18 protein-coding genes are annotated in these 12717 nt (G+C 33.1%); 11 read left to right on the top strand and 7 right to left on the bottom strand.

Annotated features, from left to right (window positions below; translation table 11 throughout):
* The first annotated feature begins 184 nt into the window (after positions 1 to 184).
* From EV197_RS06220 to EV197_RS06195, 6 genes are all read left to right on the top strand, one after another.
* The gene (locus EV197_RS06220) at positions 185 to 694 is read left to right on the top strand and encodes a Dps family protein (protein WP_130285861.1); all 510 of its coding nucleotides are present in this window, start codon (positions 185 to 187) and stop codon (positions 692 to 694) included.
* Between the two features lie 152 nt (positions 695 to 846).
* Complete coding sequence (locus EV197_RS06215) at positions 847 to 1497, top strand: nitroreductase family protein (protein WP_130285860.1); 651 nt, start codon at positions 847 to 849, stop codon at positions 1495 to 1497.
* Positions 1498 to 1601: 104 nt separating this feature from the next.
* Entirely contained in the window at positions 1602 to 2012 is a 411-nt protein-coding gene (locus EV197_RS06210) for a hypothetical protein (RefSeq protein WP_130285859.1), read from the top strand.
* An 8-nt stretch (positions 2013 to 2020) separates the two neighbouring features.
* Positions 2021 to 2470 carry a nucleoside deaminase gene (locus EV197_RS06205; protein ID WP_130285858.1) on the top strand — a complete coding sequence of 150 codons (450 nt, stop codon included), beginning with the start codon at positions 2021 to 2023 and terminating at the stop codon, positions 2468 to 2470.
* 33 nt (positions 2471 to 2503) lie between these two features.
* Positions 2504 to 2806 (top strand): ribosome hibernation-promoting factor, HPF/YfiA family, encoded by a 303-nt coding sequence (hpf, locus tag EV197_RS06200; RefSeq protein ID WP_130285857.1) that lies wholly within the window; start codon positions 2504 to 2506, stop codon positions 2804 to 2806.
* Between the two features lie 13 nt (positions 2807 to 2819).
* Entirely contained in the window at positions 2820 to 3221 is a 402-nt protein-coding gene (locus EV197_RS06195; protein ID WP_341273013.1) for a DoxX family protein, read from the top strand.
* On the opposite strand, the gene EV197_RS06190 is transcribed toward EV197_RS06195, so the two are convergent.
* From EV197_RS06190 to EV197_RS06180, 4 genes are read right to left on the bottom strand one after another with little or no spacing between them, the layout of a single operon-like run.
* Positions 3209 to 3583 (bottom strand): DoxX family protein, encoded by a 375-nt coding sequence (locus EV197_RS06190; RefSeq protein ID WP_423190647.1) that lies wholly within the window; start codon positions 3581 to 3583, stop codon positions 3209 to 3211. The genes EV197_RS06195 and EV197_RS06190 overlap by 13 nt on opposite strands.
* A 17-nt stretch (positions 3584 to 3600) precedes the next feature.
* Positions 3601 to 3843, bottom strand: coding sequence for a DUF7218 family protein (locus tag EV197_RS06185; protein ID WP_130285855.1), 243 nt, complete (start codon positions 3841 to 3843; stop codon positions 3601 to 3603).
* A gap of 10 nt (positions 3844 to 3853) precedes the next feature.
* The gene (locus tag EV197_RS17015; protein WP_165389007.1) at positions 3854 to 4006 is read right to left on the bottom strand and encodes a hypothetical protein; all 153 of its coding nucleotides are present in this window, start codon (positions 4004 to 4006) and stop codon (positions 3854 to 3856) included.
* 32 nt (positions 4007 to 4038) lie between these two features.
* Positions 4039 to 5400, bottom strand: a complete 1362-nt coding sequence (locus tag EV197_RS06180) for an NAD-dependent succinate-semialdehyde dehydrogenase (RefSeq protein ID WP_130285854.1) — start codon at positions 5398 to 5400, stop codon at positions 4039 to 4041.
* A 187-nt stretch (positions 5401 to 5587) separates the two neighbouring features.
* Between EV197_RS06180 and EV197_RS06175 the strand changes: the two genes are divergently transcribed.
* From EV197_RS06175 to EV197_RS06165, 3 genes are read left to right on the top strand one after another with little or no spacing between them, the layout of a single operon-like run.
* Positions 5588 to 5917, top strand: coding sequence for a YtxH domain-containing protein (locus tag EV197_RS06175; protein ID WP_130285853.1), 330 nt, complete (start codon positions 5588 to 5590; stop codon positions 5915 to 5917).
* Complete coding sequence (locus tag EV197_RS06170; protein ID WP_130285852.1) at positions 5918 to 6265, top strand: hypothetical protein; 348 nt, start codon at positions 5918 to 5920, stop codon at positions 6263 to 6265.
* Between the two features lie 24 nt (positions 6266 to 6289).
* Positions 6290 to 6493 (top strand): hypothetical protein, encoded by a 204-nt coding sequence (locus tag EV197_RS06165; RefSeq protein WP_130285851.1) that lies wholly within the window; start codon positions 6290 to 6292, stop codon positions 6491 to 6493.
* Positions 6494 to 6545: 52 nt separating this feature from the next.
* Here the strand turns inward: EV197_RS06165 and EV197_RS06160 are convergent, their stop codons facing one another.
* The 3 genes from EV197_RS06160 to EV197_RS06150 all read right to left on the bottom strand — a co-directional run bounded on the left by EV197_RS06160 (position 6546) and on the right by EV197_RS06150 (position 10228).
* Positions 6546 to 7616 (bottom strand): helix-turn-helix domain-containing protein, encoded by a 1071-nt coding sequence (locus tag EV197_RS06160; protein ID WP_130285850.1) that lies wholly within the window; start codon positions 7614 to 7616, stop codon positions 6546 to 6548.
* Between the two features lie 301 nt (positions 7617 to 7917).
* Positions 7918 to 9204 carry a DUF2254 domain-containing protein gene (locus EV197_RS06155; protein ID WP_130285849.1) on the bottom strand — a complete coding sequence of 429 codons (1287 nt, stop codon included), beginning with the start codon at positions 9202 to 9204 and terminating at the stop codon, positions 7918 to 7920.
* Positions 9205 to 9382: 178 nt separating this feature from the next.
* Positions 9383 to 10228, bottom strand: a complete 846-nt coding sequence (locus tag EV197_RS06150) for a bacteriorhodopsin (RefSeq protein WP_130285848.1) — start codon at positions 10226 to 10228, stop codon at positions 9383 to 9385.
* 252 nt (positions 10229 to 10480) lie between these two features.
* Here EV197_RS06150 and EV197_RS06145 point away from each other — a divergent pair, with 252 nt between their 5' ends.
* A complete protein-coding gene (locus EV197_RS06145; protein WP_130285847.1) occupies positions 10481 to 11578 on the top strand; it encodes a DNA topoisomerase IB in 1098 nt (365 codons plus the stop codon).
* 4 nt (positions 11579 to 11582) lie between these two features.
* Positions 11583 to 12458 (top strand): mechanosensitive ion channel family protein, encoded by an 876-nt coding sequence (locus tag EV197_RS06140; RefSeq protein ID WP_130285846.1) that lies wholly within the window; start codon positions 11583 to 11585, stop codon positions 12456 to 12458.
* Positions 12459 to 12717 lie beyond the last annotated feature (259 nt).

Here is a 12717-nt window from a genome sequence, read left to right as displayed (position 1 = left end):
CTTCAAAATAGGTAGCTCAACTTATACCAAACCAGATTCAATTTAGAATCTTCTCTACTTTTAACACTTATTAAGTTAAACCTTCTTAAATGAAGTTAAACACCGTTAAATACTTGGATCACGGGGTTCTTGACACTATACTATATATAAGAAAACAAGTCATTAATAAAAAATATACTAACAAATGAATTATTTAAATATAGATAGTGAAAAATTAAAACCTGCAGTAATTGAACTGAATACATTACTAGCAGATTATCATATGTATTATCAAAAATTGCGGAATTTTCATTGGAATATTTTAGGAAGAAACTTTTTTGATTTACACGAACAGTTTGAGGCGTTGTACACTGATGCTAGAACAAAAATAGATGAAATAGCAGAGCGCATTTTAACTTTAGGATTTCATCCAGTAAGTAAATACAGTGAATATTTAAAAATCTCATCAGTAAAGGAAAACTCTCCATTAAAAACGGATACAGAAATGGTCAATGAAATTTTAAAAGATCATTCATTATTGCTGACACAAATGAGACAAATTATTGAAAAAGCATCAAAAGCTAATGATGAAGGAACCATCGATCTTATTGGAGCGTATATCAGAGAGCTAGAAAAATCGAGTTGGATGTTATCTGCATGGTCAAAGAAAACTAATGAGCAGTTGGATTTAAGTTTGGTGAATTCAGCATCATAACAAATAGATAATACTCAAATTCCTGAGCCAATAATGTTTGGTTCAGGAATTTTTATGCGATGACAAGAGTAACCGAAAGCGTTAATATTATTGCCATTCGCGTTACCCTAATTGTAGGGAATAAAATATTTTTAAGTAAAACTGAAAAAACTATGGAGGATACAATATCTAAAGATCATAAAGATTCAAAATTTCAAATATTACCATCGTTAAAAGAACGCTACTCGCCCCGTGTATTTTCGGAAAAACCAGTATCTGAGGTAGAGTTACGCTCATTATTTGAAGCAGGCCGATGGGCTGCCAGTTCGTACAACAGACAACCTTGGCGAATCATTTGGGGTATAAAAGGAAGTAAAACTTATGATCGTATTTTTGATTGTCTAGGTGAGTTTAATCAATCCTGGGCCGGTAATGCGCCAGTGTTACTAATTACTGCCTTTAAAACAAAAACAGATGAAGGACAAGAGAATTTTCACGCCCTTCACGATTTAGGTCTATTTATGGGTAATGTTACTACACAGGCACAACATCTGGGTATAGCCTTACATCATATGGCAGGGGTAGACTTTAAGAAAGCAAAAAAAGAATTTAAGTTTCCAGAAGAATATCACGTAGCTACAGCAGTAGCTATTGGATACTATGGAGGAAACCCTAAAGACCTTCCTGAAGAACTACGTGCACAGGAGGATCCAGAAAATAGAACCCGAATGATGCAGCGAGAATTTACTTTTAATGGAGATTATACCAATGAGCCAGGTTTAACTAGTGACAATGCTGGCACCTTGGACAATACAACCTCCTAACAGAAAAGATTTGAATTGTAACAATAAATTTTGGTCCATACTGGATTAAAACAAAACAATTGTTTCAATTAAATTTTTTAATAACTTAGACAAAAACAAACACCATGAAATATTATATAGTATTGTTATTTTTAATAACATCGATGACCAGCTTTGGACAAAATACCATTTATCAGGATTCTGATCCTAAGTTAGCAAAAGAAGCAAAAGATCTTGCTTATAAGTATGACAAGCAATTAGGACTTACTGAAAAGCAATTACTTACTATGGAAAAAAAGATAGAAGAATATCTTATTAAAGAAAAGAAAATCAGAAATAGTAACTTATCCATAGAAAATAAAATTTTAGCCATTAAGCAAAATTGGGCTGATGAAAGTGCAGATATGAGTGATCTGCTAACCCGTCCACAGTTGCAATTATATGAACAGCTCAAAACAGAATACCAACCTATAGAACCAGTTGTAGTTAAAGATGCGGATGATGACGATGATGACAACTGGAAAGATGATCAGTAACAAACGTGATGGAGGAAACGCATTTTAAATTTATGCGGCAAGCGATAGCCCTGGCTAGGCAAGGTAAAGAAGTTACAAGCGGTGGTCCTTTTGGGGCAGTCATAACTAAAAACAATAAAGTCTTAGTTGCCGTACATAATATTGTATCACAATATAACGATCTTACCAAACATGCTGAATTATATGCCATACAAGAAGCTTGTAGACTGTTAAACTCTAAAAAGCTAACTGGATGTGTATTGTATACCAGCTGTGAACCTTGTATGATGTGTCTTGGTGCATGTCATTGGGCGCAATTTGATAACATTTATTATGGTGCTTCCGCTGAGGATGCTTTGCAATATGGCTTTACATATTCTGATATGTTTTATGCTTCAAATGCTAATAGCAGATATCAGGAATATAATATGACACAACTATTGCGTGATGAGGCTGTCGCAGTATGGCAAGATGAATAAGATTATTTCAATCAACAAAAAAATAAAAGAAACATGGAAACTATATTCGAATATGTCAACGTAAGCGCAAGCGATAGATTAGAAGAGCTTGCCAATGAAAAATTAAATAAATTAGAAGATAAATATGATTTTGTTCACAGAGCAGATATTTTTTTAAAGAAAAAGAATACAACCTCTGATGAAAATGGACATCACTGTGGTATACGCTTAAGTGCACCAGGTCCAAGACTATATGCAGAATCAGATGAAGCTAGTTTTGCAGAAGCTATAGCCGAAACCATTAAAGACCTGGAAGACCAATTACGAAAAAGAAAAGAAAAAATGAAGAGCTACTAAAATTCTTCATAAAATGTCAAAACCGAAGGATAAACCCTTCGGTTTTTTTATACCTTACAATAGTATGTTATTAATTCTAACCCTTTTTTCTTCGCTAAGCTTCATATTTTATGGAATGAGCTGTTTACGGTCTGCCAGAATGATTGCCGAATTTAAAAGATTCAATCTTCCACAATATCGCAAATTAGTAGGTACACTTCAGCTTATTGGAGGTTTTTGTCTGTTATTAGGTTATAATTTCTATACCCCGTTAGCATTTATAGCTGCTTTAGGCTTAGCTATTTTAATGCTATTGGGAATTTTCACCAGAATAAAAGTGCAAGATAGTTTTATGATTACTATCCCCGCACTTTTCTATGCTTTGCTTAATTTCTATTTAGCTTATAGCTTTTTTTTAGTGCTTCAAAAAAACTGAGGCCCAAATGCAATAAACGCACACATTAAACAAAATAATGCAGCCGGAAATGATTTATAGGCAGGGTCGCCAATTTTAATATGCATAGTAATCGAACCTAAAAGCAAAGCGCCTAACCCTATTGCACTTGGTTGCTGCAGCATAGGTTCCCAAATTGAAGCCATCAGTAACAATGCTAGTAATACTTTGAGCGTGCCTACAACATAACAAAACCAAACCGGCAGCCCATACACTTTAAATTCTTCAATTATCGTAGTAGCATTACCACCTCTCCATCGAGTCGGTTTTTTATTTTGAACCAGCCAAACATTTAAGATACTAAGTCCAACAATAACTTTTAATGCAATCAAAATATAATCCATAGTTGTCATTTTTTTAATTAATTATTACGAAGTGCTTCGATGAGCTCTTCTTTATTCATTGTTGATCGCCCTTCGATACCCACTTTCTTGGCTTGTTCATATAATTCTTCTTTGGTTCGTTTTTCGTACTTCTTTGCAGCGCCACCTTTTTCTCCACTATCCTTGGTGTTGGCAATCCTCGCAGATTTTTCTTTGCTATACCCTTTTTCTCTCAGCGCTTCATATTGGTCTTCGTTTTTTATTCTTTTACCATCTTCCATAGTTGTATTTTTAAATCAATTCAAAATAAATTGCAGAAGCAACAATCACAATCACCAGAAATATTAAGGCTAGGGTGATAAAAAGTGCTCCAAACTTTGTCTTTTTATTTTTTTGCAGGATATAATCCCTTCTTTCTTCATTTTCTTCTTTTACAAACTTCATATTATATAATTATGCTATTTCGTATTAAGATTTTATTTAACGTAAACTGTCTTTTTATTTACGAACTCTAGAATTCCTTCTCTAGACAGCTCTCTTCCGTAGCCAGAACCTTTTGTGCCTCCAAATGGTAGTCTTGGATCGGACTTTACCAATTCATTGATAAAAAAAGCACCATCCTCAATAGCTCCTGTTAGTTGTAACGCTTCTTCGATGCTTTCGGTGAACAGCATTGTACCTAAACCAAACTCGGTTTGATTGGCTAGTTGAATACTTTCTTTTCTGTCTTTAACTTTAATAATGGCGGCCACAGGCCCAAAAACTTCTTCTTCAAAAACAGGCATTCCTGGCGTTACATTGGTTATAATAGTTGGCTGATAAAAAGCATCCTTGACTTCGTTTCCGGTTACTAATTTCGCTCCTTTTTCTAAGGATTGATCTACCTGTTCTTTTACTTTTTGAGCGAGATCTGGTCTAGCCAATACTGTTATGTCCGTATCTTTATCTGTCGGATCTCCAATAGCTAACGCCGAAACCTTTTCTTTAAAAACTTCTAAAAATTGATCATAAATACCTTCTTCGACAATAAATCGTTTAGCTGCAATACAACTTTGCCCTGTGTTTTGCATTCTGGCTTTTACCATAGTATCCAAATAAGTATCTAAATCCGCATCATCCCAAACAATACAAGCATTACTGCCGCCCAACTCTAATACTGATTTTTTTAAATTTTTGCCTGCGATAGAGGCTATAGCTTTACCTGCTTTAGTACTACCGGTTAGCGTAACTGCTTTTACAGTATCGTTAGCCATTAATTCTTCAATTGTATCGTGATCTGTTAAGAGCGTTTGAAAACAACCCTTAGGATATCCTGCATCCTTAAAAAGTTCTTCTATAGCTAAAGCACAACCTGTAACATTTGCCGCGTGTTTTAATAATGCCACATTACCCGCGGTTAAGGTCGGAGCCGCAAAACGCATTACTTGCCAAAACGGGTAATTCCAGGGCATAATAGCCAGGATACACCCTAGTGGATCGTAACTAATGAAGCTTTCTTGTGCTTCTGTGTCGATTAAATCGTCAGCCAAAAAATCTTCTGCATTAACCGCATAAAACTCACATAGCCACGCGCATTTTTCGATCTCTGCAATACTTTCTGAAATGGGCTTTCCCATTTCTTCCGTTATCAGTGCTGCGTACTCCTGCTTGCGCTCCTCCAATAAGGAACCCACTTTTCTCAACTTATCGGTCCTTTCTTCGATTTCTTGAGTTTTCCAACTATCGAACGCCTTAGTAGATTGCTCTACAATTTGATTGATTTGGTCGTTGGTATAGAGCTCGTAATTTTGAATACGTTCTCCTGTATATGGATTGGTAGAAATAAGTGAACTACTCATAATAATTTGTCAATTTAAAATTTCACCTTAAAATACAATCATTACATGCAGCTCATTAACGGTATTGGTCAAAAAGTTAACGGTATTAAGAATATGAAATACGTTAATAAAAACTTGTTTAGAGTCAACATAATTACAAGCAATAACCCACCTTTGAATATAAATTTAACTATTAAAACCAATACTAATGAGTAATCAAGGAAACACATTTCTTGGCATTCTTGCCGGAACTGCCATAGGAACTATTTTAGGTATATTATATGCACCTGACAAAGGAGTTAATACAAGAAGACGAATTGCAGAGGAGGCTTCTCATGCGAAAGATCGCTTTGTTGAAAACACTTATCAATTTAGAGATCAGGTTGCAGAAAATATTGCTCATAGAAAGGAAAGTTTGGACTCTCAAATTGAAGCTGTAGTAAGTAACGCAAGCTACAAAGCAGAAGATATCATTACTACAATGGAAAAAAAATTAGCTGAGCTAAAAGAGAAAAACAAAAAACTTCAAAAATCATAGATGAGTTTATTTAATTCAATAAACAATAAGACATCAGAGGCTGTTGATTTAAGTAAAAAGTATGTTGAAAAAACTAATGAGTATTATAAGCTTAAGTTATTTCAACAGCTTACCTCATCTTTTTCTTTCTTAACTAAAATGGCCGTTATTGGAGGCTTTATATTCCTGGGTTTAATTTTTATGGCCGTATCAGGAGCGATAGCCTTGGGTAATTATCTGAATAGCATTACACTATCCTGTTTAATAATAGGCGGAGGTCTAATGATTATTAGTCTGTTATTTTATTTTCTGCGAAAACAAATAGATAAAATTATTATACGCAAAATAGCTAAGACATACTTTGACTAATAAAAGTATTCTAAAATTAAAAAAATGAATAAATATTACAATTCTTTTGAAGAGATACAATATGATCTTAAGAGACTTAATCTTGAAAGACAAATAGCTATTGAAGAGTTAAAGTTAATAAAATCAGAGGTCAATGAAGAGTTGAAGCCCTATAATTGGATTCCGTCCATATTAGGAATGCTTAAAAAATATGGGATGATGTATTTATTAAAAAAGATTATTAAATAAATATTGTTACATCATCCCATATCATCTCACAACTCACTCAATTTATATTTTTCTATGCAACAACCTCTAAGCTTGTTGATTTAACTGCATTTAGTTTTGATGGTTGAAACACTTTATTTTTATATTCATTAGGACTAATACTATATTTTTCCTTAAATATTTTGGAAAAATAACTTCTACTACTAAACCCTATACTATAAACTATTTCAGATATATTGAGATCTGAATCATTCATAAGGCTCTTAGCTTCTTCTAATCGTAAGTGCCTGATATATTCAGTAACTGTCATATCATATAATAACTTAAAACCTTCTTGTAGTTTTGCCTGTGGTAGACCAGTCTCTTCGGATAAGGCGTCCAAACAATAATCTCTAGAAACATCATTGGCTATACTAATCGACAGTTCTTTAATTTTTTTAAGTTCTTTTTTTAATAAGGAAGTTTCTAAGTCTTGATTTTTTGAAGAAGACCTATAAATTCTTAGATGATCAGCCAATATTTGATAAACTATACCTTCTTTGTATAAATGATTGACTAAGCTTCCTCCAACTGCTATATCTTCATTCAACATTGTAACCTTATCAAGCAAGCTTAAATCAAAAGCTCCATAGTACAAAAAGTTGTTACGACAATCCTTATCCACAAAAACCTCGTAGAGATTATCCTCAAGTTGATTTAATGCAAGACCCTGTTTGTTCAAGAATTGTTGCTTATGGATTTGTAGTTCGGTTAAATGAATTTTTTGATTGGCAGGAAAAGAAAGGAAACAAGTAACATCTTCTTGAGGTGAGGTTATCACCGATCTATACTGCTCTATTTTAAATTGATTTTGTTCATTGATTTGATGATACCCAAAACCCTGTGCAAAATAATAGAAATATATAGGGGCAATTTGATCCCCATCAATACTAAGTTCAACCGCTTCTCTAAAGGTAATATCATATTCTAACAACCTTAAGCCTCTGTCAAAAGCATTTGCTTTGATCACCCCCTTTGCGGTTTTATTGTTTATAGTAAGTACATATTGCGATTTGGTTTGTTTTATTTGGCCCCCAATTTGTCGCTGAATGCTTTGCAGGTTGTCTAAAGCATTATTAGCATCAATGGTTACTGTTTTATTCATAGTACGTTAATCTTGTTAGTTGATTTATGTAGTAAGGCAAATAGTTAACTTTTTAACAAAAAGGCTATCTACCTATTTTCTTTATAAAATTTAGTCAAAAAGGAAACGTACAATTGTTAATCAGGATGAAAAAAAAACTATTATTTTGTTAAAATCGCAAGTAAATCACAACATATTCTAAAAAAAAATTTATTTGTGTTAAACTTAAAACAAAATAGAGATCTTAGCGCATTAGCACTTTTCCCAACACTCTTAAAAAGTTCTTAAGAACATTTATCCCATTTTATTTAAAACTGAGCTACTATTCCTTAAAAAGATGAAGTAGCTGTATTTTATCTCCTTCATTAAAAATACTATCTTTTATATCCTGTTCTACCAGCAGGAGCTCATTTTTTAAGGCTAATCGACCGGGGGTTAAAATGGCTGTATCTCTTTTTATGAATAATAGCGTATTAATTAGCACGTGCATCACCGAACTATCGTGCCTTGCATATTGCCGGATAGGCTGTATTATTAATCGCATTAAATCTTTGGGAGGCACCTGATGCGTGTTAATGATAAGATTGTCATCGTGTCTCTTTTCTATAGTTATGGGATACATGGTAAGACACTTATGAACTAAGGGACCGATTTTATTAATCGCATCGATAGCCGTACCTGGATCGTTTATACCAGGAGACATTGCCTTTACAGCAACTTCCATAAGTTTTATCAGTCCACCAGTATAGCTATTATCCTCGTGTACATCTTGTGAAAAGTCAAAACATAATAATAAGGATTTAAGTTCCTTATCCGGTAATTTTTCTTTAACTCTAAGAATTGGCATCCCTTCCCAAACATATTGATCTTCATAAAGTAGGATTTCAATTTCATTTTTTTTGTCTGAAAAAAAATTGCGCATAACCCGACTATCAAATGTTTTATAAAAACCAGTTTTTTCGCTTCTAATCTCGCGCCAATACTCCTTTAATTCTGCGCCTTCTTCTTGATCTTTGAGTGTTTTATCCAATAGTTTATCACTATTCTTGTAAATCTTATTAATAATATTATGTACCTGAATAGCCTTTGAAATACTATCAATAAAATACACAAAAAGACTCACACAAACTATTCCTAGTATCGCCGCAATCATTGTCGACAATCCTACAGAATTTGTATCCACTTCTGATGCGCCTAAAGAAATAAGTATAATCACGCTATACAAGAGTGTACCTATATATATCCCCAAGATGATTTGATGCTTTTTATCAGAAATAAGACCCGGCAGTAAACGAGGTGAATAATTCGAAGAAGCCTGATTCAATACAACCATCACCATAGAAAAACTAAAGACTGTAAGCGATAAGATACCTGCTATCATGGTAGATAAAATTGTTTTAGCGATATCCGGGTCTCTAATAATTAAATAGGGTATTTCATCCTTTAGTTTATGAATTAGTGAAACATTTTCTATGGCCGTAATAGTAAATGCACCAATTAAAAAAAGAAGCGTAATCAATACTGGATAGAATGCAATACTTGATAGGGTTTGGCTATAAATTCGCTTTAAAAAATTAAATACATTGCTTATAGCATTTCGAATTTCCATAAAATCTTGCGTTATTAAAGTTGAGGATAGCTATGGCTTTGCTGATATATCATAAGTATTAGAAAAATAATGTAATAGTAGGAATATGTTTTACAGGGTATTACTATGATATAAAAGAACTCATAGTAACAACTAGTCACTATGAGTTTGAGTTATAGTTTAGTTAGCAAAAAAGAAATTAACTTTTTAGACTTTCATATATATAACCATCTTCTTGACTTAATATTTTAGCAACATTACCTAATAAAACACCATAAATTACTTTAGAACAAACATCTGCTATAGTATAAGTCATTTGTCTACCAACGACTCCTGACTCATTAAAAAAACCTCCTTCAACACCTAATAAATGTGGCATTAGATAGGCTCCGGGATATAAAAACCAAGAAATTAAAAATAAGATCCAAATCGCATTCATCGTTTTTTGAGCTTTAGGAGGAATCCCTTCTTTTCCCTCCTTAATAACTTTATTCATTAACCACAGAATATGGAAGAAAAACACAGTTGAAATCGCTCCCCAGATAAAAAACATAGGTAAGTTAGTTACTTCATAAAATTGCCCAATATAACCTGTGATAATCATTAATGCTCCCGAAAACCAAAATTGATTACGTACTGAGGCAAAATTTGATTTGGTAAGCGATACCACAAATAAAATTTGAAATAATAACATCGGTACATCAATCAACCAATTTAAGTAACGATACCCATTATTAAAAAGGTCTCCATCGGTGTTGAGATAATATTTACCCATTTCAGGATTAAATTGAAAAGAAGTCGTCCAATTGGTTGCTTGCGCGTAGAGTAATAAAAAAGCAGAAACCATAACTACCCCAGATAATATATTGGACATTCGATACTTTGGAGAAACGGTTTTAAGCGTTAATATAAAATACAATAATCCTGCTAACATTACAGCATAACCCAGGGTTAAAATATGAGACACCATTTGATAGGCCATTTCTGAATAACCTTCGGTTAACCCTATATAATTTTCAAAATTTGCATTACCTAATTTATTCATATCAATCTGATTTTTAGTGATTCCGTAATATAGTATCCCTACAAACCATACCTTAATCGAAATCGAAAAAACATTAACTCGAATAGATACAACGGGATATCCCTAGGCCATTTACTTTTTTAATACAGTTAATAATTTTAGGTATCACGCACTGTTTTCTTTTCCTATCTAATTAGTTTCCTGACTATTCATTAATTACACCAAATCTCTTTTTAGGATTTGCTGTATAGTTTAAATAATTAAGAATCTATAATGAGTAAAACCATTTCACTACACCCTTCTCTTTTAAAAAAAGTAATTCAGGCTCCTGAAATTGCTTTAGAAGACATTGATTTGGTGTATGCAAATGAAAATCAATTATCGATTACTAGAGAGAAAAAAGATAATGAGTTTATCTATTTAAGAAGAGGTAAACCCATCAAAACCCCAAAGGATTTAACCAGAATACAAAAATTAGTCATTCCTCCAGCCTGGCGCGACGTAAAAATAGCCGATTATAAAAATCTTCATCTACAGGCGATCGGTAGAGATCTGAAAAAACGAAAACAGTATCGTTATCATCCCTTATGGATAAAAGTAAGGAACCAAACTAAATTCTACAAGATGATTCATTTCGGCAAAGCCTTGCCAAAGTTAAGAGCTAAAGTAGATTCAGATTTAGATCAGTCTCAATGGACCAAGAGTAAAGTTTTAGCCTTAGTGATCCGACTGATGGAGGAAACACATATCCGTATTGGTAATGAAGAATATGCAAAAAAGAATAAGACTTATGGCTTGTCAACCATGCGTACCCGACATCTCAAAACATTTAAAGACAAAATTAAATTTGAATTTACTGGAAAAAAAGGTAAAAAACATTCTGTTACACTAAGAAATAAACGATTAATAAGGCTCGTAAACCAGTGTGAAGAGATACCGGGATGGGAACTTTTTCAATATTTTGATGATAATAAAGACAAGCATAGTATAGATAGCCAGGCTATAAATAATTACCTACATGATATTGCCGGAGAATACTATACCGCTAAAGATTTCAGAACCTGGGCGGGTAGTGTACTTTTTTTTGAAAGTTTACTAAACTTGGGCATTCCAAAAAGTGAAAAAGATAAAGCCAAAAACGTAATAAAAGCATATGATAGTGTTGCGAAACACTTGGGTAACACAAGAGCGGTTTGCAAAAAATACTATGTGCATCCTTTTATCGCGGCCTCTTATGAAGATGATTCCATCGCATCTTATTTTAAACAAGTTGAGCAGCAAGAACATCAAGAGTATTTAACTGCCACGGAACAAACCCTTATACAAATACTAAATGATTATACACCTACCATAGTTGTGGATAAATTATAAGATTATGAAAGAAAAATTAGTTAATGCCTGGTCCAAAATGTTAGAAAAGTTAGAATCTTGGTTGGATAACTTTATTGTTAACCTTCCCAATATTCTTATTGCAGTTGTCGTCTTTATAATTGTGATTATTATATCAAAATACTTGAGCAAACTGATCGCTAGATTATTGAATAGAACCAATTTGCAAAAATCAATGAAAAACTTGATTTCAAAAATGGTCTCTATTTTCATAATTCTTATGGGGCTATTTTTAATATTAGGTATTTTAAATCTCAGCAAAACCTTAAATACTATTCTAACAGGTGCCGGTATTGCAGGTTTAGCGGTAGGTTTAGCGCTGCAAGGTGCTTTAGCAAACACCTATTCGGGCATCATATTGTCTTATATCAAAAAAGTAAAGTTTGGTGATTGGATTGAGAGCAACGGGTTTGAAGGTGAAATTGTAGACATTGATTTGCGCCTAGTAACGATAAAACAAGTTGATAATAATCTGGTATATTTACCAAACAAGATGGTTATAGAAAACCCAATCAAAAACTATTCTACTACCTCCCAATCTCGGGTTATCTTAGGTTGCGGAGTTGGGTATGAATCTGATCTTCGATTTGTAAAAAAATTAGTTATTGATACTATTGTTTCCAAATTTGATGTTGTGGAAGAAAAAGAGGAAGTTTTATTTCTATGGAAGGAATTTGGCGATAGCTCCATTAATTTTGAACTTAGATTTTGGATTGATTCTACCTCAGCATTAGAAGTTGCCAAAGCACAAAGTGAGGCTGTCATGGTCATTAAAGAAATTTTTGACGAAAATGATATCAATATTCCATTTCCAATTCGCACATTGGATTTCCCTAAGAAGTTTACTTTACCGGATTCATGATCGCTCCACTTCTGCTATAAAAATAGCTCTCCATAAGATGTTTCTGTTGAAATAATTTTAACTAAATCCATAAATCCTAACCCAATTTATGAATTTACAAAACACTTACAACCAACAGATTACCTCTTCATCATATGAGTTAATTTTTAAGGCTTTAGAACAAAAGTAATCGTATTAAGAAACTTATCTTAACAGTGATTGTATATACTACATCTTTAATAGAAGAAGAATTCGAAACATAATGATGAATACAATCAAA

It is taken from the genome of Aquimarina brevivitae, assembly GCF_004216895.1.
GTDB classification, from domain to species: domain Bacteria; phylum Bacteroidota; class Bacteroidia; order Flavobacteriales; family Flavobacteriaceae; genus Aquimarina; species Aquimarina brevivitae.
This window is presented reverse-complemented; position numbering and strand designations above follow the sequence as displayed.